Origin of the sequence: Wolbachia endosymbiont (group B) of Chesias legatella (assembly GCF_964026945.1) — a bacterium.
Lineage (GTDB): Bacteria > Pseudomonadota > Alphaproteobacteria > Rickettsiales > Anaplasmataceae > Wolbachia.
The window spans coordinates 1,331,258-1,350,888 of sequence record NZ_OZ034711.1 but is presented as its reverse complement, the minus strand read 5'-3'; the positions used below and the strand labels follow the sequence as shown (position 1 = coordinate 1,350,888).

General features: G+C 34.0%; 23 protein-coding genes and 1 tRNA gene. 12 read left to right on the top strand and 12 right to left on the bottom strand.

Annotated elements, in window-relative coordinates; translation table 11 throughout:
• Nucleotides 1–120: 120 nt before the first annotated feature.
• Nucleotides 121–1,446: a ribosome biogenesis GTPase Der gene (gene der, locus AAGD65_RS06345; protein ID WP_064085773.1), complete on the bottom strand. Its 1,326-nt coding sequence runs from the start codon at nucleotides 1,444–1,446 to the stop codon at nucleotides 121–123.
• A gap of 135 nt (nucleotides 1,447–1,581) precedes the next feature.
• On the opposite strand from der, the gene AAGD65_RS06340 reads away from it, so the two are divergent.
• Both AAGD65_RS06340 and AAGD65_RS06335 read left to right on the top strand, forming a co-directional pair.
• The gene (locus AAGD65_RS06340; protein ID WP_264682514.1) at nucleotides 1,582–2,406 is read left to right on the top strand and encodes a hypothetical protein; all 825 of its coding nucleotides are present in this window, start codon (nucleotides 1,582–1,584) and stop codon (nucleotides 2,404–2,406) included.
• A 124-nt stretch (nucleotides 2,407–2,530) separates the two neighbouring features.
• Complete coding sequence (locus AAGD65_RS06335; RefSeq protein WP_264682516.1) at nucleotides 2,531–4,057, top strand: acyl-CoA carboxylase subunit beta; 1,527 nt, start codon at nucleotides 2,531–2,533, stop codon at nucleotides 4,055–4,057.
• Between the two features lie 634 nt (nucleotides 4,058–4,691).
• On the opposite strand, the gene AAGD65_RS06330 is transcribed toward AAGD65_RS06335, so the two are convergent.
• From AAGD65_RS06330 to AAGD65_RS06320, 3 genes are all read right to left on the bottom strand, one after another.
• Nucleotides 4,692–4,817 carry a hypothetical protein gene (locus tag AAGD65_RS06330; protein ID WP_255324780.1) on the bottom strand — a complete coding sequence of 42 codons (126 nt, stop codon included), beginning with the start codon at nucleotides 4,815–4,817 and terminating at the stop codon, nucleotides 4,692–4,694.
• On the bottom strand, nucleotides 4,814–6,361 hold the full coding sequence (ltrA, locus tag AAGD65_RS06325; RefSeq protein WP_019236826.1) for a group II intron reverse transcriptase/maturase: 1,548 nt from the start codon (nucleotides 6,359–6,361) through the stop codon (nucleotides 4,814–4,816). Before ltrA ends, AAGD65_RS06330 begins: the two co-directional genes overlap by 4 nt.
• 435 nt (nucleotides 6,362–6,796) lie before the next feature.
• Nucleotides 6,797–6,994, bottom strand: coding sequence for a hypothetical protein (locus AAGD65_RS06320; RefSeq protein ID WP_230609272.1), 198 nt, complete (start codon nucleotides 6,992–6,994; stop codon nucleotides 6,797–6,799).
• A gap of 104 nt (nucleotides 6,995–7,098) precedes the next feature.
• Between AAGD65_RS06320 and AAGD65_RS06315 the strand changes: the two genes are divergently transcribed.
• The 3 genes from AAGD65_RS06315 to AAGD65_RS06305 all read left to right on the top strand — a co-directional run bounded on the left by AAGD65_RS06315 (nucleotide 7,099) and on the right by AAGD65_RS06305 (nucleotide 8,964).
• Nucleotides 7,099–8,247 carry a peptidase M61 gene (locus AAGD65_RS06315; protein ID WP_341810920.1) on the top strand — a complete coding sequence of 383 codons (1,149 nt, stop codon included), beginning with the start codon at nucleotides 7,099–7,101 and terminating at the stop codon, nucleotides 8,245–8,247.
• Nucleotides 8,248–8,312: 65 nt separating this feature from the next.
• Nucleotides 8,313–8,567, top strand: a complete 255-nt coding sequence (locus tag AAGD65_RS06310) for a hypothetical protein (protein WP_264682522.1) — start codon at nucleotides 8,313–8,315, stop codon at nucleotides 8,565–8,567.
• Nucleotides 8,568–8,688: 121 nt separating this feature from the next.
• Nucleotides 8,689–8,964, top strand: a complete 276-nt coding sequence (locus AAGD65_RS06305; protein ID WP_052264961.1) for a hypothetical protein — start codon at nucleotides 8,689–8,691, stop codon at nucleotides 8,962–8,964.
• A gap of 141 nt (nucleotides 8,965–9,105) precedes the next feature.
• Here AAGD65_RS06305 and AAGD65_RS06300 read toward each other — a convergent pair.
• A tRNA-Thr gene (locus AAGD65_RS06300) sits at nucleotides 9,106–9,178 on the bottom strand.
• A 13-nt stretch (nucleotides 9,179–9,191) separates the two neighbouring features.
• Here AAGD65_RS06300 and AAGD65_RS06295 point away from each other — a divergent pair.
• Genes AAGD65_RS06295 through pdxH form a run of 3 tightly spaced genes read left to right on the top strand, consistent with a single transcriptional unit; the run spans nucleotide 9,192 to nucleotide 10,852 of the window.
• Nucleotides 9,192–9,419 (top strand): hypothetical protein, encoded by a 228-nt coding sequence (locus tag AAGD65_RS06295; protein WP_341810919.1) that lies wholly within the window; start codon nucleotides 9,192–9,194, stop codon nucleotides 9,417–9,419.
• 17 nt (nucleotides 9,420–9,436) lie between these two features.
• Entirely contained in the window at nucleotides 9,437–10,252 is an 816-nt protein-coding gene (gene mutM / locus AAGD65_RS06290) for a bifunctional DNA-formamidopyrimidine glycosylase/DNA-(apurinic or apyrimidinic site) lyase (RefSeq protein ID WP_264682527.1), read from the top strand.
• Nucleotides 10,253–10,267: 15 nt separating this feature from the next.
• Nucleotides 10,268–10,852, top strand: a complete 585-nt coding sequence (pdxH, locus tag AAGD65_RS06285) for a pyridoxamine 5'-phosphate oxidase (RefSeq protein ID WP_264682529.1) — start codon at nucleotides 10,268–10,270, stop codon at nucleotides 10,850–10,852.
• Nucleotides 10,853–10,940: 88 nt separating this feature from the next.
• Here pdxH and AAGD65_RS06280 read toward each other — a convergent pair whose 3' ends face one another.
• The 4 genes from AAGD65_RS06280 to trmD all read right to left on the bottom strand — a co-directional run bounded on the left by AAGD65_RS06280 (nucleotide 10,941) and on the right by trmD (nucleotide 14,314).
• A complete protein-coding gene (locus tag AAGD65_RS06280) occupies nucleotides 10,941–11,738 on the bottom strand; it encodes a phosphoribosylformylglycinamidine synthase subunit PurQ (RefSeq protein ID WP_064085770.1) in 798 nt (265 codons plus the stop codon).
• A complete protein-coding gene (locus tag AAGD65_RS06275) occupies nucleotides 11,735–12,988 on the bottom strand; it encodes a PstA family ABC transporter permease (protein WP_064085769.1) in 1,254 nt (417 codons plus the stop codon). Before AAGD65_RS06275 ends, AAGD65_RS06280 begins: the two co-directional genes overlap by 4 nt.
• A gap of 253 nt (nucleotides 12,989–13,241) precedes the next feature.
• Nucleotides 13,242–13,619 (bottom strand): 50S ribosomal protein L19, encoded by a 378-nt coding sequence (rplS, locus tag AAGD65_RS06270; protein WP_264682533.1) that lies wholly within the window; start codon nucleotides 13,617–13,619, stop codon nucleotides 13,242–13,244.
• Nucleotides 13,616–14,314 carry a tRNA (guanosine(37)-N1)-methyltransferase TrmD gene (trmD, locus tag AAGD65_RS06265; protein WP_211907678.1) on the bottom strand — a complete coding sequence of 233 codons (699 nt, stop codon included), beginning with the start codon at nucleotides 14,312–14,314 and terminating at the stop codon, nucleotides 13,616–13,618. The genes rplS and trmD overlap by 4 nt, the downstream gene beginning before the upstream one ends.
• Nucleotides 14,315–14,379: 65 nt before the next feature.
• On the opposite strand from trmD, the gene purC reads away from it, so the two are divergent.
• On the top strand, nucleotides 14,380–15,102 hold the full coding sequence (gene purC / locus AAGD65_RS06260) for a phosphoribosylaminoimidazolesuccinocarboxamide synthase (RefSeq protein ID WP_264377528.1): 723 nt from the start codon (nucleotides 14,380–14,382) through the stop codon (nucleotides 15,100–15,102).
• Here the strand turns inward: purC and purM are convergent.
• A complete protein-coding gene (gene purM / locus AAGD65_RS06255; RefSeq protein ID WP_264682534.1) occupies nucleotides 15,099–16,136 on the bottom strand; it encodes a phosphoribosylformylglycinamidine cyclo-ligase in 1,038 nt (345 codons plus the stop codon). The two genes, purC and purM, sit on opposite strands and share 4 nt — an antisense overlap.
• 137 nt (nucleotides 16,137–16,273) lie before the next feature.
• On the opposite strand from purM, the gene AAGD65_RS06250 reads away from it, so the two are divergent.
• The 3 genes from AAGD65_RS06250 to virB9 all read left to right on the top strand — a co-directional run bounded on the left by AAGD65_RS06250 (nucleotide 16,274) and on the right by virB9 (nucleotide 17,925).
• Nucleotides 16,274–16,549, top strand: coding sequence for a hypothetical protein (locus AAGD65_RS06250; protein WP_012481935.1), 276 nt, complete (start codon nucleotides 16,274–16,276; stop codon nucleotides 16,547–16,549).
• Entirely contained in the window at nucleotides 16,534–16,899 is a 366-nt protein-coding gene (locus AAGD65_RS06245) for a histidine phosphotransferase family protein (RefSeq protein WP_264683417.1), read from the top strand. The genes AAGD65_RS06250 and AAGD65_RS06245 overlap by 16 nt, the downstream gene beginning before the upstream one ends.
• Before the next feature lie 240 nt (nucleotides 16,900–17,139).
• Nucleotides 17,140–17,925 carry a P-type conjugative transfer protein VirB9 gene (gene virB9, locus AAGD65_RS06240; RefSeq protein WP_007302273.1) on the top strand — a complete coding sequence of 262 codons (786 nt, stop codon included), beginning with the start codon at nucleotides 17,140–17,142 and terminating at the stop codon, nucleotides 17,923–17,925.
• A 7-nt stretch (nucleotides 17,926–17,932) separates the two neighbouring features.
• On the opposite strand, the gene AAGD65_RS06235 is transcribed toward virB9, so the two are convergent.
• Together AAGD65_RS06235 and mraY are read right to left on the bottom strand one after the other, a co-directional pair.
• Nucleotides 17,933–18,526 (bottom strand): ribonuclease HII, encoded by a 594-nt coding sequence (locus AAGD65_RS06235; protein WP_264682537.1) that lies wholly within the window; start codon nucleotides 18,524–18,526, stop codon nucleotides 17,933–17,935.
• A gap of 5 nt (nucleotides 18,527–18,531) precedes the next feature.
• Nucleotides 18,532–19,512, bottom strand: a complete 981-nt coding sequence (gene mraY / locus AAGD65_RS06230; protein WP_264682539.1) for a phospho-N-acetylmuramoyl-pentapeptide-transferase — start codon at nucleotides 19,510–19,512, stop codon at nucleotides 18,532–18,534.
• Nucleotides 19,513–19,631 lie beyond the last annotated feature (119 nt).

The window sequence follows — 19,631 nt, the reverse complement described above, 5'->3', positions numbered from 1 at the left end:
AAACAAGTTAATACTTTACTATATAATATTAATTTATCAACTACTTATTTAAGTAATATTATTTACTTATTAAGAATATTAATAAGATAAAAAACTATATTATTAATAAAACAAGATTACCTACTTTACATAGGGATTCTTATTCTTTTTCAAAAGCAATCTGACTGGTACGCCTTCAACAAAGAAGTTTTTTCTAAGACCATTAGTCAAATAACGTTTATAACTCTCATCAACACTTTCCGGGACGTTGCATACCAAAGAAAAAGCTGGAGGTTTGGTGCCAATTTGAGCAATATACTTCATTTTAATTGCTCTACCTTTTATAAGTGGGTGAGAATGTTTTTCCACAGCATCTATTAGCCAATTATTCAGTTTTGCAGTGCTGATCTTCTTGTTTAAGGATTCACTCACTTCAAGACACTTATCTATCACATCACCACAGCGCATACCTTTCAATGCAGAAATTGTTACAGTTGGCACTTCCAAAAATAACCGAGTCACTTCCTGTTGTTTGACAAATTTTATTAACTTACTTCTGTCATCCTTACCTATTAAATCCCACTTATTTAAAACAATGATAATTCCCTTCCCCCCTTTAATTGCAGCTTCAGCAATTGATAAATCCTGCTGCTCAACGCCAAGCAAGGAATCTAGCATTAAGATCACTACATGAGAGCGCTTTATTGACTCTATACTTTTTTCAACAAATCTTGATTCTAAGTTATCAACAACATTTGCCTTTCTGCGGATTCCCGCAGTATCGATGAGAGTGATTAATTTTCCATTATGGTCGTATGAAATATCCACAGAGTCACGCGTGGTACCAGGTTTTGAGCTTACTATTAGTCTATTTTCTGCAAGTAAACTGTTTAAAAAAGTTGATTTTCCAACGTTTGGGCGACCGATGATTGCAATCCTCAGTCTAATGGACTCACTTTCAGGCAGCTCAGTTTTTTTGTTAAAATCTTCAATAACACCAGCTAATACATCATAAAGATCAATCATACCAAGATTATGTTCGGCTGAGATATACACCGGACCTATGAAGTTGAAGAACTGCAAATAATCAACATTTTCCGATTTATGACTTTCGCATTTGTTTGCTATTAGTATTACAGGTTTGTTCGTTTTTCTCTTCAGCCACTTTGCAAACTCTTTGTTCTGCTCGTTTTGCACTTTTGCATCAACAAGAAAAAAAATTACATCTGCGCTTAATAAAGAAAACTCTATTTGTTCAATAACTTGTAGTGAAAAACTGGTTTGGTCATTCCATCCTCCTGTATCTATAACTTTAAACTCTAAATCACTAATTCTTCCAATTCCTTCACGCCTATCTCTCGTTACTCCTGGAATGTCACTAACTACCGCTGCTTTTCTTCTTACTAGCCTATTAAATAGAGTTGACTTGCCTGCATTTGGAAGGCCTATTATTACTATTTTCAGCATAGTTTAAGAGCGTATTTTATACATAGTAAATTATAATCAAAATTTTTTAGTTTAACTATTGACTTGATAGATTATATACCCATCCTAAAATTAGGATATTTTATCTTAAGTTTATTATGTAGAATTGGAGGCGCTATGCATAATGCAAATGAAACTTTAATAATGAATTTCGATCAAGTTGCTCAATTAACTCCTCAAATTTATAAATTAGGGACACCTTATAACAACAGGACACGTATATATAACTATATAACTTTAGCTAAAGCATTGGAGAATCTCAATGATCCATCCCGGTCACATGAAAATAAGGAGCTTTTTTTGAGTGACAATGATGAAGAAACTAAGAAATTTCTGAGTGTAATTCGAAAAGGAATTGCTGAATATACAGGTAATGATTCTGTAGATGTGAGGTTGAGAGGAAAAGAAGATAAATCATTTACTGCATGGGTATCGTTAAAAGAAGGCAGAGGTGAGTTAAAATTTGATAACTCATTTCCTGGTAAAGCCTTAAAGGATAGTAATCCAAAAATTGGAGCTTTTACATTGGTATCTCCAGAAGATAAAAGGTTGGTGCGTGTTTCACAAAGTGATGATGGTGTAAGGCTTTATCAAATACTAAATGAGTCTTGTATAATTAAATTTAACTGGAAAGTGGGTGATAGAGATTGCAGTATTGCTTTAAATATTAGTGAAAATGGTAACGTATTTTGTACTGATTTAAGTGATAATATAAGTCCTAAGGACTTCGAGGAAAACAAAGCTGTAAAAATAAAAATTGGCTATTATGAGAATAAGAAGATGGATAAATATAATGACATGACTCTAGCAAAATTGGTCTCATTGGCTTCAAACTTACAAGGAATTGAAAGAGAAGTTATAACAATTAATCCATCAACAGGTGTAACAAGTGCAAGTGCACAGAATGTTAGTGAGTCTCAGCATTCTCAAAATATTAAATAGAAATTGCTAGCGCATTAATTATCGTACACATACACCGTTGCATGCAGCAACGGTGTATGTGTATAATCAATAGGATTTGTAAGCTCAATAAAGTTTACAACCAATTTGAAAGTTATTTTACTACATGCAAGACTCTGAAATACTAGAAACTCTAAAGATCAAAATATTAGAAGCCGAAAAAGGAGGAGGTCCTGATAGAGTTAACAAGCAACATGAAAAAGGAAAGCTAACCGCTAGAGAAAGGCTGAGTATATTGCTCGATGAAAATTCATTTCAAGAGTATGATAAGTTTGTGAAGCATCACGCAACTGATTTTGGCATGCAAAATGCTGATTTTTTAGGTGATGGAGTTGTAATTGGCCATGGTACTATTTATGGCAGAAAAGTTTTTGTTTATTCTCAGGATTTCACTGTCTTTGGTGGATCACTTGGTGCATCACATGCAAAAAAAATATGCAAAATTATGGATATGGCAATTAATGCCAGAATTCCAATTATCGGACTAAACGATTCTGGTGGAGCCAGAATCCAAGAAGGAGTAAATTCCCTTGCTGGTTACGGAGAAATTTTTCAAAGGAATGTAAATGCATCAGGCGTTATACCACAAATATCTCTAATCATGGGCCCATGTGCTGGCGGTGCAGTTTACTCTCCAGCGCTAACCGATTTTATTTTCATGGTAAAAAACAGTTCATACATGTTTATAACCGGACCAGATGTAGTAAAAAAAGTTACATACGAGAACGTAAGCCACGAAGATCTCGGTGGAGCAAAAATTCATACGAGCAAAACAGGAGTAGCAGATTTTGCATTCAATAATGAAGTTGAAATGCTACTAGAAATGCGAAAATTCTTCACCTTTTTGCCAGCAAATAATCAAGAGTTGCCAAAAACTGTACCAATCTGCGACTTAATTGATGATGTTGATGAATCTTTGAACACTCTAGTTCCTAATAATCCTAATACTCCTTATGATATGTATGAACTCATTGAAAAGGTGTGTGATGAAAGGAAATTTTTTGAACTAAAACCCGATTTTGCTCGTAACATCATAATTGGCTTTGGCAGAATTGGAGGAAATACTATTGGTGTTGTTGCAAATCAACCTATGCACCTTGCAGGATGCTTGGATATTGACTCTTCAAGAAAAGCTGCAAGGTTTGTAAGATTTTGTGACGCATTTAACATTCCCATCATCACACTTATTGATGTTCCAGGGTTTTTACCTGGCACGAATCAAGAATACAATAATATAATACAACACGGAGCGAAACTGCTTTACGCTTACGCTGAAGCGACCGTGCCGAAAATTAGCCTTATCACTAGAAAAGCGTATGGTGGTGCATATATTGTTATGAACTCAAAGCATTTAAAAGGTGATATAAATTATGCTTGGCCAACCGCTGAGATAGCTGTAATGGGCCCTGAAAGTGCAGTTGAAATTATATTTAGGCATGAAAAAGACCAGCAAACGTTAATCAAAGAATATAAAGAGAAATTTGCTAATCCATTTTTTGCTGCATCGTATGGATATATTGATGATATAATAGTGCCAAGCAAAACAAGGCATCACTTTCACAAAGCATTAGAGCTACTTAAAAACAAGAAAGTAGAAAGAATATGGAAGAAGCATGATAATCTTCCTTTGTAACTTTCCTCTCAGTCTTTATTGTAAGGTCTACAGTGCCGTTACACCAAGTTGGATTACCAATAACGCTAACTTTTGGATTCTTTTTTCTACAATATATTCTTACTTTAGCTAAAAATTACTTCCGCACATTTTAAATCTGATTATAACTACAATTAGAGATACTTTTAGAGCTCAAAAATTTATCTTTGTCTGCAGACTTTTTTTATTAAACTCATAAAAAAATGTAGCGTATCCTCTTCAGCGTATGTGGGTGCATACACACATACTTAATTTCTGTCGTATGTGCATTGCATTTTTTTCTAATCTTTTTTTCAAAGGAGGATTTTATGTCCAGAATTCCAGATATTTGACGTTTACTTTAGCTAATAAAAACCAACTGGTACCTGCGGTTTTTATAGCCTCAAAATTTCAATCAAGCTTCAACTATCATTCAAAGAAACTTATAGTTATTCTTAGTGTTATTACTGTAGTAACAGCGCTATGATGATAAGAATATGGAATCCTTTATAACTTTCTTCTCAGTCTTTATTATAAGGTGTTCAATAATATGGAAAGAGTAAAGTTTTAAAGAGATAATTAAAATTATCCTTATCACCTACTTAGCAATAAATTATATTTGCTTAATCGTAATTACTTAGTCAGGTAAGGAAGCAGTATTACTACTACCCCCTCCCTTAGAAACGCAGCATGCAGGTTTCCCCACACTACGCTTGAGCCCCTTATCTAAGTTCTTCTTTTCTAGAACCGGCTTGTCCTTCATGATTCCTCAGGAAACATCATTCTTAATGGTGACACCAACAGTAGAGAACCTTCTCTTGAAAAGGAGCTTGCTAACATTCTTGTTCGTTTCACTCTCTCATCAAAATACTTTTTCCATTTTAAGTCAAGGGGATTTGCATCCGCTCTGATTTTAACATGTCGTCTGATAGGTATATCAATCAGCTTAAGCAGTCTTAAATACCGTATCTCTTTTGGTTTGTTCTTGCATATGGGTGCAGCAAAAACCCATTGGCGTTGACCCATTACTTTGAAGTAACGATTCTTTATCCAACGTAATCCTTTACGAGGATGTCTTTTCTTTGCCCATTTCCATAAACTATGCCAAATTTCATTGTCGATCTTTCTAAACGCTTTTTTAGCACACACATGGTGATAGTAATTTCCCCATCCTCTCAGTAGAGAGTTGAGTGACTTAATTACTATAGCCTGAGTGTTCGCTATATTTGCTTTTATCAATGTACGTGCTTTATTAAGAAGTCTTTTAATACTTTCTTTCGAAGGTTTAATAATTAACTTCTTATTATATCTACGTACATTACAACCAAGAAAGTCAAACCCTGTTGTAATAGATGTAATCTTTGTCTTCTCTTCTGACAGAATTAAACCTCGCTCATGAAGAAAAGATGATACTAAAGGCTTAACTTCCTTTTCCAGTACTTCATGTGTGAAACCTGAAATAATAAAGTCGTCTGCGTACCTGATTACATTCACTCCACTTCTGATTTTTCCTCTTCTTTTGCTACCTAATTTACCAAAGCGACTTTCTAATAACTGTTCAAGACCATCTAAGGTAAAGTTAGCTAGTATTGGAGAAATTATACTTCCTTGCGGAGTGCCAGCAGTTGTGGGATACAGAGTTTTCGATTCTAGGAAACCAGCTTTTAACCATCTATGAAGAATTTTCTTTTCCATAGGAATATGCTTCATAAGCCATTCATGGTTAATGTTGTCAAAGCACCCTTTGATATCACCTTCTAGTATCCATTGTGGTCGATTGCGTCTTGCCAGTAATAAGTGACAAGCAGCAATAGCATCCGCGCAGGATCTTTTAGGTCTAAAGCCATAGGAGTGACGATCACTGATCGTTTCAGCTATCGGTTCCAGAGCAAACAGATATAATGCTTGCATCGCTCTATCTTTTATCGTGGGTATACCGAGAGGCCTTCTTTTGCCATTAGATTTACTGATATAAATTCGTTTGAGCGGAGAAGGTTTATATCCTCTTTGTTTTAACAGCTTTATTCCTTGAAATTTAGCATTGCAAGTTGACCATAGTTGACGATCTACACCTGCTGTGGTTTTTCCTTGGTTTTCAGTTACTCTCTTAACAGCCAAAGCTTTTCCGCTAAAAGAGCGTGTGAGAAGATGTTGTAAAGCTTTTACCTTACCCCATCTTCCTTCTTGGACAGCCTTAACAATACGTCTTTGTAGCCTCACAATAACTTTCTGGCATTTCTTCCATGGCAATTGCTTCCATGCTTCAAAGCTTTCGGTAGATGCACTTACAGGTTTACTTGTAATCATCTGCTTTCCTACCTTAAGTGGTTAACAAAGTTTCTTGTCACGAGGGACCAAATGGAAGTCTGCTCGTTTTCACGCGAATTAATGTTACAAATTCTATCCATTTCGTTACAAAATGGCATTCGCTTTCTCCATTCTCCTTTACCTGCACTTCCATCAGCATTCCTTGCGGTTTGCTTGCCATGTAGGCGAAAATACAGGCTTACCCTGTTTCTCCAGTCATACAACAGTGGGTTAGGTGGCTTCTCTATACCGGTGGAGTTATTATTTGCGTACATCTAGAAATGAAAAATGTAACTTATCCACATTACCTTTTGGTCAGAGCTTATCAGCATCTTTAGCTCTTTCATCGTATCGGTACTTATAAAGCTTCACTTACGTTCACCATACCACTAGCCTAGCCCTCCAACCACATGATGCTTGCAGTTTATGCCCCTCTCACGATTGAGCATCTTCTTTTTCAAGAGGAGGTTCATTGTCCGCATCGCTTGGCACCAACCGGTTGCCCGATTCGCACTGATGCGTAGACTCAGACGGCAAAACATCTGGTTTAATAAGTTTTAGAATCCTTTCAGTTTCTTTCTGAATGAATTCCTCTCCTTTTAAACAATATGACCGAAGACTTTCAGGTCGCACCACTTCTTCAATGTCCTGTTTTATTTATGGCAAACATTAAGCTTAAAAATGTACACAGTCTATTAAATTATATTGTTTGTTTTTTCCTTATATACATTCAGTATATGCATTCTGCTATTGCTTTAGATAACTCTTCATCACATTTAAAAAACTTACCTGATTTTTTACCTTTTAGAAAACCTTTTGATAATATAGAAAAAATTATTAGAACTGACGATTTTAGAAGTTTTGATCTTGATAAAAGAAATAAGCTTTATACCAATGCTCATAATAGTATCAGTCTTGTAAATATTATTAATAAAATTATCTTAGCTCAAGATAACTTATTCATACTAGAAAGTAAGCCGTATAATATAGTACTTGTTGATAATCCCAATCTTAGTAGAACTACAGGTGCTGCAGGAAAGGACTATGTAATTATTGAGGGAAGCTTAAAAAAAAATATCAAAGATTATACTAGAGTGATATCACATGAATTAATTCACAGATATATAGGACATATAATAGAGCAAGACAGCGATAAGAAAAATGAAATAAAATATAAGTGGTTTTTTGAAGGATTTACGGAATTTTATGGAGTGAAAACCTTACTTGACACGAAACTTATTAATAAAGATGAATATTTAGAAATAATTAATGCTATTTTAAAAGAATATTTTAACTCCTTAGTACTTGATATTAATTTTGAAAAGGTAGGCAAAAAACATTTACTTGATCAAAACATAAGCATGTTGAGTTATAACAAAGGTTTTATCCTTGCAACAATAATTGATGAGAAATTAAATGAGGTTAGTAATGGAAGGTATAACTTATTGACTACTATAAATAGTATAATAAGTGAAATAACTTCAAAGAAAGTTAATTTTAATGTTGACTTATTTGCAAGTCATTTAAAACATTACTTACCAGAGTACCTTATAAAAGACATCATAGCCTCTATAAGAGATTCTAGCATACTTCTCAGTCTATTACCCAGTAGATTACTAAATAAAAATTTAACTTTCCAAGATACTGATAAGTATAGTGATATATGCTTTAACTTAACCAGAAGTCTAGAGCTACAAAAGATACGTGGGGTTAAATTAGGTAGTGATTGCCATAATATGGGACTCAAGGATGGTCAAGAACTAAAGTGTTATAGTATTGACTTTAATAGTGGTAATATTAAGTTAAAAGTCCTTGAAAACAAGATACCGAAAGTTATACATTTGAAAGCCAACAAAATAACGAGTAGCACTCCAATATATAAATAGCTCAGATAAATGCTTGACAAAAGCTATAGTAAACCTAGACTTTGCTATTTTAAAGCAAAGTAATTATGGTAAACAATAAAGAAAAACAAGTGGATTTATTATTAGAGCGTCTTAGCGCTAATATCGGTCAAGTTAGTAGTAGTGTCATACTTAAAAGAATAGAAAAGCTTTCAAGTAATTTTCATGGTAGAAATAATCACAGTAGCCATTGTCAGTTTGATAGAGATGGTGGAGGGCATGGTAATATATGCTGGGCAGATAAGATAAAAGAAGACCTGACTGAGAACTATCATAAAAAGGATAGAGAAATTTCTATATAACTTTTCATTAGAGCTATTTTACGGTAATTATTCAAGAGTTGAAGGATTTGGCAAAAGAAGTCCTTTTGTATTACCGTTAATATGTGTTTCCAATAATGGTGATCTCGGTCCACTAGATGATTTGAGAACATGTGTCCCTCATAAGTTTGTCGAATATAACATCAGCAATACTAGTTGGGCTAAGTTCTTATCAGATAAATTTTTTAATAACTTTTTAAGTGATATGGAAAATAGGCCTGACGATTGTAAGCAGTGTTGTTATGAAAATATTTGTGGTGGGGGAAGTTATGGTAACAGGTTTAACCCTGCCAACGTAAGTTTTAATAATCCTTCAGTATATTGTGAGGGATTTTTGGCAAAGGATTATACAATTTCTTTTAATGCATGGATTTTCTAAAGAAAAATTACGGCAGGTATTATTGAATAGTAATACTGAAAAAGCAGCTTAATGGTAGTGTATAAAAGGTATTTACTAGACGTTTTTCTATAATCTAATTAGCATCTAGAGGGTTGACTTTATGAATATCGTCCTCTAAACTGCCGTTACCAAGATTCGAACTTGGGACCTCGTCATTACCAATGACGTACTCTACCACCTGAGCTACAACGGCAAGTTCACGTATTATGATAATGAATAACATAAAAAAAAATAAGGAAAAAGAAGAAGAGAGAAAAAGATTGGCAAAAGCTTTAAAGCAAAATATTCTAAAAAGAAAAAAACAGCAACAGAGTAGACAAAGCAGACCCCTTTCAAAATTTGTTTGTGGTGAGGAATTTTTAGGAGAAAGCGCCGCAGAATACCCAAACGTATTTGAGGAAGCTTTAACGACAAAATTACTATCAGAAACTTAAGTTTTGAAGGAGGTATCATGCCAGAACTCCCAGAAGTGGAAGTCATCTCTAACTTCTTATTTGATAAAATCAAAAATAAGAAAATAAGCAATGTGACAGTCAATAATTGTAATTTGCGTGTACCAATAACGAAGAATATGGATGATTTGCTAAAGGGCAAAGTTATAAATGATATCAAGCGTAGAGGTAAATATATAATCTCGAATATAGATGCTAGTATGGCTGTCATCATACACCTTGGCATGAGCGGAAAGCTTATATATGCTGAAGACAATCAAGCACAGAACAAACATGATCATGTGATATTCTTATTTTCTGACAACACTTCACTAATCTTTAATGACCCAAGAAGGTTTGGATTAGTGATTGTTTTAAACAGAGAGCAAGAACTAAATTTTTTTAATAACCTAGGAATAGAACCCCTCACGAATGAATTTGACGGACATTATTTACAGAAGTTGCTAAAGAACAGAAAAGCAAATATCAAATCAGTATTAATGAATAATAAGCTAATAGTTGGCGTAGGTAACATATATGCTTCTGAGAGCTTATTTAGAGCTCGCATATCACCACTTAGGCTAGCACAAGATTTAACATATATAGAGTGCGAAAAACTTGCTATCGAAATAAAAAATACTCTGAGTGATGCAATTGCTGCTGGTGGTTCAACACTGAAAGATTATGCACAACCATCTGGATCTGCTGGATACTTTCAAAATAACTTTTACGTATATGGTAAAGTGCAAAAACCTTGCAGAATCTGCAACAATATCATAACACTTATACGACAAAATGGTCGTAGCACTTATTTTTGCAATGCATGTCAGAATTAAATTTTATTTTTGCATATGACACTCTTACCTGAAAAAGATCCTTTTGATTTGTTCTCAAAGTGGTATCAAGAAGTACTTAATTTTCCGTCAACTGCAATGACGCTAGCAACGTGTAGCAAAGACTGCATTCCATCTGCAAGAGTGGTATTACTAAAGGAATATAGTAAAGAAGGTTTTGTGTTCTTTACTAACGTAAACAGTAGAAAAGGAAAAGAATTGACTGAGAACCCCAAAGCTGCACTCGTATTTCATTGGACAGAATTTTCTAGACAAGTACGAATTGAAGGAGAAGTTAGGCTTCTAAGCGGCAAAAAGGCTGACGAATATTTCTCTTCTCGAGCACGTGATAGTCAAATTAGCGCGTGGTGCTCAAAACAATCAAGAGTTCTGAAAAATTGGCAAGATTTTGAGCAGGCTATAGAATTGAAAGAGAAAGAATTTCACAATACACAAGTTTCTCGTCCTGACTTTTGGGTGGGATTTTGCGTAATCCCAAAGGTAATTGAATTTTGGCAAGAAGGTGAATATAGGAGACACACTAGATTTAGATATACTCTTGTTGAGAAAAGCAATTGGAAAGTGGAACAATTATATCCCTAACGTTAGAGAAAGCTACTCTGCAGATCAAAGATAAGGATTTATTGTCATAACAAGGAAAGTAACTTTTTATGGCTTGTTGTATGTAACGTTACGCAAAATATTTTAGTGCATTCTCAAATATGAGCATTCCATCACCATATTTTGGCATAGCCACTCCTGAACGTTTACATTTTTCTTTTTCAAGAGGCCAGTTGTCCTGCTGAGTAAAAAATATTCCTCTCTCTGGGTGAGGCATTAAAGCTAAAACTCTACCACTTTTGTCTGACAAAGCTGCCAGGTCGTATATAGATCCGTTTGGATTGTAAGGAAATTGTAAATTTGCATAGTCACCATTTTCATCAACGTAACGCAGTGCAACGGAATTATTTTCAATCAATTGATTTAAAATATCTTGATCCATAAAAAACCTGCCTTCTCCATGAGCAACAGGAAGATATAGCTCACTCAGGCCCCGTAGCCAAACAGAACTACTCTGCGGATTAACTCTCACTCTAATCCAACGACATTGGTAATTACCTATATCATTAGAGGTTAAAGCTAGATTAGAGAATTCTGGAACTAATTTTACTAATATCTGGCAACCATTACATATCCCTATAATAAGCTTATCCTGAGATAAGAAATTTTGAAATTCGTCTAACAAGTTGTTTTTTATACGCAAAGCAAATGCATTACCAGCACCAGTATCATCACCATAGGAAAAACCTCCTGGAATTGCAAGTATATTGCTTAATTTCAGTTCACTTGGATTATCTATAATATCATTAATGTGAACGATTTTTACTTCAATATTATTAATACCAAGCTTTCTGCTGCATTCCATAAATGCAAATGCAGTTTCTTTTTCGCAATTCAAGCCATAACCAGATAGGATTGTAATTTTCATGAATCAAAAAACTCGAACTTTCTTTTTACAAAATTTGCTATTAAATTCAAAGCAAATAGCATTAACAATAAAGCTATAATTGCAATGGCAGCAAGCTCAATAAATGCAATTTCAGGACTACTTGACCATATGTATATTTGTACAGGTAAAACAGTTGCCGGATCGAAGAAGGATGTAGGTGTATCAGCAATAAATGCTACCATGCCTATCATAAGTAAAGGGGAAGATTCGCCTAAAATCCTTGCAATTGCAAGCACTGCACCATGTATTATCCGTGGCAACGCAATCGGTAAAGAGTGATCCAATATCACCTTGATGTGAGGTGCACCTAGCGCAAACGCTGCATCTTTTATTGCAATAGGAACGTTTGTAAAGGCATTTTTTGTTGCAATAATAATATTAGGCAGCATCATAAATGAAAGAGTCATCCCGCCAACAAGCGGTGAAGAACGGGGTAAACCAAATATGCCCAAGTAGAGAGTCAGTCCTACCACACCAAATATTATCGAAGGCACTGCAGCAAGGTTATTCATGCTAATTTCTACAATACTGGTTATTAGCCTATTTCTAGGCATAAATTCATAAAGACAGATACCTGACATAATTCCTATTGGCAATGCCAACGCTAAGCATACTATAATTGTCATTAATGAACCGATAAATGCCCCTAAAATCCCTGCATTCTCAGGCTCACAAGAATCAGACTTAAGAAACAGAGACTTATTAAAAAATTTTCTTACTCTTCCCTTCTCTTTTAACCAATCAAGTAATTTAGCATAATGATCATTCAAACATTTATTTTTATATAGTGAATTGATCACACTCGATGCGGTAAACCAAATCTCATATTCACCACTATTTTTTACTCTCTTAAGAAAAAACCTCTCTAGCTCCTTGTAAGAGTTACGACTTAAAATTTCGTCACTGTCTTTAAAGTCAATTCCTTCAAACACTTTATGTAAAGAGTTATTGAGTAGTCTAATGGACTTATATCGTAAATCACCAGGATTATTAGTTAAAATAAGATCAGCATTTATTTCAACTGGCAATAAAATTTTCGTTACTGTTAAAGCACTGTAAGAGTTAACTAATATACTTAGTAATATACATATAGGACACCCAATTGAGACAATCAGTGCTGTAAAAGAGCAAAAGCATAAAATGCTGTTCTTTTTATTTTTTCTTTTTACACGAGCATGTACGCGCTTAGATTGAAGTAACTTAAGGAAGTTTTTCTTTATTATACCCATTTACTTTTCTTTACATGAGGATTTGAAAAGACTTTCCCCTTTTTCCAGTGCTTGACACTGAGATCTAACAGGCTTTGCCTGCAAATAATTTTTATATTTTCCATGAAAGCACAAACCAAAAGGAGAATCTGGATCCCAGTGTCAAACATTGGGATGACACCACAGCAGGAGGCAAAGTACAGTTGTGCGCCACACACTGGGATAATAAGAGAGAGTTTTGAGATGATACAATTGACATCACTCCCTATTGTATCTACTTAGATTTTTTTTTAACATAAGTAGTACGTTCTTTGATCCTTGCAGCTTTCCCAAATAGCTTGCACAGATAATATAATTTTGCTCTACGGACCTTTCCCTTTCTCATCACTTGTACTGAAATTAATGCAGGAGAGTAAACAAAAAATTGTGATACTATACTTTCTCCATGACTTACCTTTCTAACTGAAAAAGAAGAGTGTAATCCACGATTTCTTTTTGATATACACACGCCCTCAAATATCTGTATACGCTCACCCATACTATCAACTACCTTAAAAGTGACCTTCAAATCATCGCCAGGACAAAAAGCTGGCATCTCTTTGGCTAATCTTTGTACTTGTTGTTCGTTAAATTTTTCAAGCAAGTTTGTCATTTATCATCTCCATTCAACAATTCAGGTCGACGTTCCTTTGTTCTAACATATGACTGTTCCCTTCTCCAATCACTTATTTTTCTGTGATTGCCAGACAAGAGAACCTCAGGAACTTTGTACCTACTCCACTGCTCAGGCCTAGTATATTGAGGATATTCAAGCATACCACCACTATAACTAAAACTTTCTTCAGCAACGCTATCGAAATTATTTACTACACCTGGAAGAAGCCTAATACATGCATCAAGAACCACCATTGCAGCTGGCTCACCTCCCGAAAGTATATAATCTCCAATACTTAACTCATAAGGAGTATACACATCAATTACTCTTTGGTCAACACCTTCAAATCGACCACACAATATTGTTACATGAGGAATTTCTGTTAACTCCTTTGCAATGCTCTGATTAAATTTTGTACCAGATGGAGTCATATAAATAAATCTAGTATTTTTATGAGCAGAAAGAACATTATCAACTGCATTACCAATCACATCTGGGCGCATAACCATCCCTGCTCCACCTCCGTATGGAACATCATCCACAGTTGAATGTTTATCTTTTGCAAAAGAACGAATATTTATTACTTCAAGGTTCCATATTTTTTTTTCTAACGCTTTTCCGGCAAGAGAATAGTTCAAAAACCCGGGGAACATTTCTGGAAATATGGTTAACACTGTAACACTAAACGTCATTAGCAAATTTGTAGTAAACTAAGCAGCAATTTGATATTATCTTATAGTATACAGCTAAATCAATCATGTCACTGAATAAAACGATATACGAAGGTAAAGCCAAAGTCATTATTGAAACTGAAGACTCATCAACTGTTATACAGTACTTTAAAGATGATGTTACAGCGTTCAACAAGGAAAAATATGAAATTATTGAGGGCAAAGGAATAATTAATAATCATGTTAGTGCTTTTATCATGGAAAAGCTTGAAGAAGCAGGAATTAGCACGCACTTTATAAACACTCTAAACGAAAGAGAACAGCTAGTCAAAAAACTCAAGATAATACCTCTTGAGATAGTGGTTAGAAACATTGCAGCTGGCAGCTTTTGCAAACGTTTTAATATCAAAGAAGGTGAGACACTTACATCTCCTATAATCGAGTTTTTTTACAAAAATGATGACCTAGCCGACCCAATGGTGAATGAAAATCACATATTATATTTTGGTTGGTTATCCCATAAAGAAATGGAAGAAGTTAAAACTACAACTTTAAAGATCAACAAAATCTTAGTCGACCTATTTTCAAATGCAAATATATATTTAGTTGATCTCAAGTTAGAATTTGGCAAATTGATAAACAACAGCACTAAAATCATTTTAGCCGATGAAATCAGCCCTGATAATTGTAGGCTATGGGATAAAAATACGCATAAAAAGCTAGACAAAGATGTTTTCCGTTTAAATCTAGGAAACTTAAAGGAAGCATACTCAGAAGTTGCAAAAAGACTGTCAGTAAAGTTAGACTAACTAAATACTACTCTATCAAGTGGAGGGTTACATGCCTCATCAAGTTTTCCAATAATCTCAATTTTTTCTCCACGCTTTTGGAAATGGCTTTCCACATCCTTGATATTATCGGGATCTACAATCAGTACTATACCTATGCCGCAATTAAATGTTTTTAACATTTCTCTCTTTTCTATTTTGCCTTCTTCTTTCAGCCATAAAAATATATCTGGCCATTTCCAAGAATTAATATTTATGTCTACAAATAAATTTCCTGAGAGAATTCTTGGAATATTGTCTATTAACCCGCCACCTGTTATATGCGCAATGCCTTTTACCTTTGGCATAATAGGCAACAAAGAATCAACATATATCTTTGTTGGCTTAAGTAATATTTCACCCCAAGATTTATTATTCCATGGAGATATATCATTATAATTTATACCTAAGCTTTTAAAAATATGGCGCACCAAAGAAAATCCATTTGAGTGAATTCCATTTGATTCTAAACCAACTACACAGTCACCTGCTTTCATTATACTACAATTTGGAAGAATTTGCTTTCGATCAACAACACCAACCACAAACCCTGCAAGGTCATAGTGATTGTTACCATACATTCCAGGCATTTCTGCAGTTTCTCCACCAACTAATGCTATTTTAGATTCCTTGCACCCTTCTGCAATGCCCTGGATTACAGACAATAAAACGTTTTTGTTTAAAACGCCTGTTGCAAAGTAATCAAGGAAAAATAAAGGTGTTGCTCCTTGTGCAAGTAAATCATTTACACACATTGCAACTAAGTCTATACCTATAGTATCATGCTTATTCACCTCTTGAGCTATTAATAGTTTTGTGCCCACTCCATCAGTTGAGGAAACAAGTACTGGATGGTCGTATTTCTTACTCAGCGAAGAAAAGTCAAACAATGCAGAAAATGATCCTACTTCACTAATTACTTCTTCTCCTTTAGTCTTTTCAATAATAGGTTTAACTTTTTTTATTAGTTCATTATATAGTTTAAGGTCTATTCCAGATTTAGCATAAGTACTCATAGCGCCTTCATAAATCTTATAATTATTAATACTACATTAATGCTTTGACACAAAAAGCGCAACGAAACTTTCTCTTAAATTGACTACTACATGCCTACCAATATAGGGTTAACTTAAATCATTTATACTTTTATCCAATGAATAAAAACATAATGTTAATAACAGAGTGCCTATCAGGACGAATTCTTCATGATTTTGCTAGTTCTATGCAAGGAATAGTGGGTGGATTGGAAGAGCTTGAAGAAAACAACCCTAATATGCAAAACGAAGCATTGTCATTGCTTAAAGAAAGCTCCGATGATTTAATATATAAATATAAAGTTATGAAGCAAGCGTATTCTCATTCATCAGATAATTGCAGCTTTGTTAAGACTAAATCCAATATAGAAAATTATTTATTAAAAAAAAAGTAAAGCTTCAGTGGAGAGTAAGTGAATGTCCTACAGAAAACTTAATTGAAAAAATAAATAAGATAATTTCCAATATGGTGATAACTATAATCAGTGCAGTGGCACAAATTGAATTAGTGTCTATTTTACTGACTAAAACAGAAGATAAAACACTACTCACTATAAAAGTAGTAAATGAACATAAATCAATAAGTACATTATTAGTGAGCAAATTAACAAAAAAAAATGATATTCGTTTGGATACAAAAGACATTATTATCTATATGACTTCTTTACTGTTAGAACAGTATAACACTCAAATCAATTGCACTTGTGAAAGTAATTCACTGAATATAGGCTTAACTATAACTTGAGGTGGCTTCATATTTCATAAAAAGGAATCGATACTATAAATTTGAATCTTGGATAAGGAAAGGAAAAATTTTGTGGAGTAACTTAGACATAAAATCTGTAGTTTATTTAACACTCCCCTTTTTCCTGCAGTAATGAATTATTATGAAGCTTGCATTTTCTGTCGCTTACTACTGGGATAGCTTAACAGTTGCAGTGCATGTCTATCAATGATAAAATGAAGATCAGTTTATTTTGATACTATGATTAGGGTACTCTTTGTTGCACTATTATTTTTTTGTGGTGGTTATGCACTTGCAAAACAGGAACCAAGACCAATAGCTGGTGATAACCACATAAAGGTAATGAATTATAATCCACAGGCTATACATAAGTACACGGGCTTTTATGGTTATCAATCCAGCATATTGTTTGAGCCAGGGGAGGTAATAGAGAGTCTTTCAATGGGTGATGCAACCGGTTGGCAGCTCCTTCCTCAAGGTAATAGATTATTTATTAAGCCTATAGATGATATTGCCGATACTAATGCAACTATAATTACCAATAAAAGAGTTTATTATTTCGAGTTTCATGCTGAAGAAGCAAACGGGCTAGATGATCCAAGGTTAGCATATGAAGTAAGGTTTCTTTATCCACTGTTCAACAGTGATGAAATTTATTCAACGAGTAACGGTGATATTCTAGAGCAAGCTAGTCATACCACTATCCCTGATATAAGTGATATTGAGGTTATAAAGAAAGGCTTGAATTTTAACTATTCCATCTCGCACGTTAAAGGCAGTCAATCAATAATACCAATTAAGGTTTTTGATGACGGAAAATTTACATATCTACAATTTAATAAAATAAACTCTGATTTCCCGGCAGTTTTTATGGTTGATTCTGCAGGATATGAATCCTTGATAAATTTTCGTACAGTTGATGACTACCTGATAATTGAAAGAGTAAGCTCGGTATTTACCTTAAGAAACGGATCAAGTACAGTCTGCCTGTTTAATGAAAACATACCTTTCAAAAAAGGTAAGTGATTAAAGGCTATAGTATTCTTATAGGTGCAAAATTCTTTCTATGGTGCTTCGTAATTCCATGAAGGCCAATAGCGCTGAGGTGTTCTTTTGTTCCATATCCTTTATTTTTATACCAATTATATTGAGGATGTTTATTATGCAATTCTTCCATAAGCCGATCTCTTGTAACTTTTGCAACGATTGAAGCGGCTGCAATTGATATACTTAAACTATCACCATTCACTACAGACTTTGTTTGCCATTTCACTTCAAGTGGTTGGTTACCATCAACTAACACATAATCTAGTTCTAAATCTAAATTTACCAGCGCACGTTTCATTGAAAGCTTTGTTGCTTGCAAGATATTGTATGAGTTTATTTCTTCTACGCTTGCCATTCCTATACCAAATTTTGCAACAGACGTTATTTTTTCGTATAGAACTTGCCTACACTTAGGGGTTAGCTTTTTTGAGTCGTTTATTCCATCAATAACCGTATCTCTATCAGTAAATATTACAGCTGCAGATATCACTGGACCGGCAAGCGGACCTCTTCCAACTTCATCTACTCCTGCTATAATTCCTGATAATGTATTTTCTAATGTGAAATCTGGATATTTCATAGTTCCTATAATAAGAAAGTTAAAGCAAAAATCGAACAAACGATAGAAATTATCCAAAATTTTATAACTATTGTATTTTCTGACCACCCTTTCTTTTCAAAGTGATGATGTATTGGTGTCATAAGGAAAATTCTTCTTCCTGCTCCATATCTAAATTTTGTATATTTAAAATATGATACCTGAATAATCACAGATAAAGTCTCTATTACAAAGATTATTCCAATAACGGCAAAAAGCATTTCTTTTTTAATTAGAACACTAGTGAGTCCTAAAGCTGCACCGATTGATAGGCTTCCAACATCACCCATAAATATTTTTGCTGGATGTGTGTTAAACCACAAGAAACTTAAAATAGCTCCTATAAATGCAATGCAGAATAAAGTAATGTTTACATCTGCCTGAGTTATGTATGCAATTAGCCCCAAAAAAGCAAAGGAAGTAATGGCTTGAGTTGCAGCAAGGCCATCTAGGCCATCTGTAAGATTCACAGCATTAGAAGAGCCAACAATAACAAATGCAGCAAACGGAAGATATAGATAGCCAAGGTCGATTGCTACTTCTCTAAATAGAGAAATTTTTGTAAAACCTTCAGCAGATTGTAGCTTAAGTATAAACATACAGACCAGAGTAACGACAAACTGAATAAGTATTTTGGTTTTTGCACTTAAACCTCGGTGGTGATTTGTCTTCAATTTTAAATAGTCATCAATAAATCCAAGTAGAGCAAAAAATAGGGTTATAAATACTAAAAATAAAATTTCTTGTGTTAATTGAGTCCAAAGCAGGATTGGTAATAAAGCAGAAGTGAGTATTATTATTCCACCCATAGGTGGTATATTCTTTTTTGTTATTAAATGACTTTCTGGTCCATATGATCTGATTGGTTGTCCATCTTTACTTATCTTTTTTAGAAGTTTTATAAAATAGGGAAAGAGAATAAACCCAAAAATAAATGAGATAAAAAACGTCTTTGTAGCTAAGATCACTTGCCTATTCAAAATTAACTAGGTATTATACCAAAAGCTTTACCTAACCTCAATTTATACCTTTTTAGCAGCTCATTTTATTTATGATAAATTAGTTGTTGATTAATTATGACAAAGTT

Bases quoted from the DNA above. Each gene is read 5' to 3' on its own strand.
- der (WP_064085773.1), bottom strand. From the start codon at position 1,446: ATGCTGAAAATAGTAATAATAGGCCTTCCAAATGCAGGCAAGTCAACT.
- AAGD65_RS06340 (WP_264682514.1), top strand. From the start codon at position 1,582: ATGCATAATGCAAATGAAACTTTAATAATGAATTTCGATCAAGTTGCT.
- AAGD65_RS06335 (WP_264682516.1), top strand. From the start codon at position 2,531: ATGCAAGACTCTGAAATACTAGAAACTCTAAAGATCAAAATATTAGAA.
- AAGD65_RS06330 (WP_255324780.1), bottom strand. From the start codon at position 4,817: ATGAAGGACAAGCCGGTTCTAGAAAAGAAGAACTTAGATAAGGGGCTC.
- ltrA (WP_019236826.1), bottom strand. From the start codon at position 6,361: ATGATTACAAGTAAACCTGTAAGTGCATCTACCGAAAGCTTTGAAGCA.
- AAGD65_RS06315 (WP_341810920.1), top strand. From the start codon at position 7,099: ATGCATTCTGCTATTGCTTTAGATAACTCTTCATCACATTTAAAAAAC.
- AAGD65_RS06310 (WP_264682522.1), top strand. From the start codon at position 8,313: ATGGTAAACAATAAAGAAAAACAAGTGGATTTATTATTAGAGCGTCTT.
- AAGD65_RS06295 (WP_341810919.1), top strand. From the start codon at position 9,192: ATGATAATGAATAACATAAAAAAAAATAAGGAAAAAGAAGAAGAGAGA.
- mutM (WP_264682527.1), top strand. From the start codon at position 9,437: ATGCCAGAACTCCCAGAAGTGGAAGTCATCTCTAACTTCTTATTTGAT.
- pdxH (WP_264682529.1), top strand. From the start codon at position 10,268: ATGACACTCTTACCTGAAAAAGATCCTTTTGATTTGTTCTCAAAGTGG.
- AAGD65_RS06280 (WP_064085770.1), bottom strand. From the start codon at position 11,738: ATGAAAATTACAATCCTATCTGGTTATGGCTTGAATTGCGAAAAAGAA.
- AAGD65_RS06275 (WP_064085769.1), bottom strand. From the start codon at position 12,988: ATGGGTATAATAAAGAAAAACTTCCTTAAGTTACTTCAATCTAAGCGC.
- rplS (WP_264682533.1), bottom strand. From the start codon at position 13,619: ATGACAAACTTGCTTGAAAAATTTAACGAACAACAAGTACAAAGATTA.
- trmD (WP_211907678.1), bottom strand. From the start codon at position 14,314: ATGACGTTTAGTGTTACAGTGTTAACCATATTTCCAGAAATGTTCCCC.
- purC (WP_264377528.1), top strand. From the start codon at position 14,380: ATGTCACTGAATAAAACGATATACGAAGGTAAAGCCAAAGTCATTATT.
- purM (WP_264682534.1), bottom strand. From the start codon at position 16,136: ATGAGTACTTATGCTAAATCTGGAATAGACCTTAAACTATATAATGAA.
- AAGD65_RS06250 (WP_012481935.1), top strand. From the start codon at position 16,274: ATGAATAAAAACATAATGTTAATAACAGAGTGCCTATCAGGACGAATT.
- virB9 (WP_007302273.1), top strand. From the start codon at position 17,140: ATGATTAGGGTACTCTTTGTTGCACTATTATTTTTTTGTGGTGGTTAT.
- AAGD65_RS06235 (WP_264682537.1), bottom strand. From the start codon at position 18,526: ATGAAATATCCAGATTTCACATTAGAAAATACATTATCAGGAATTATA.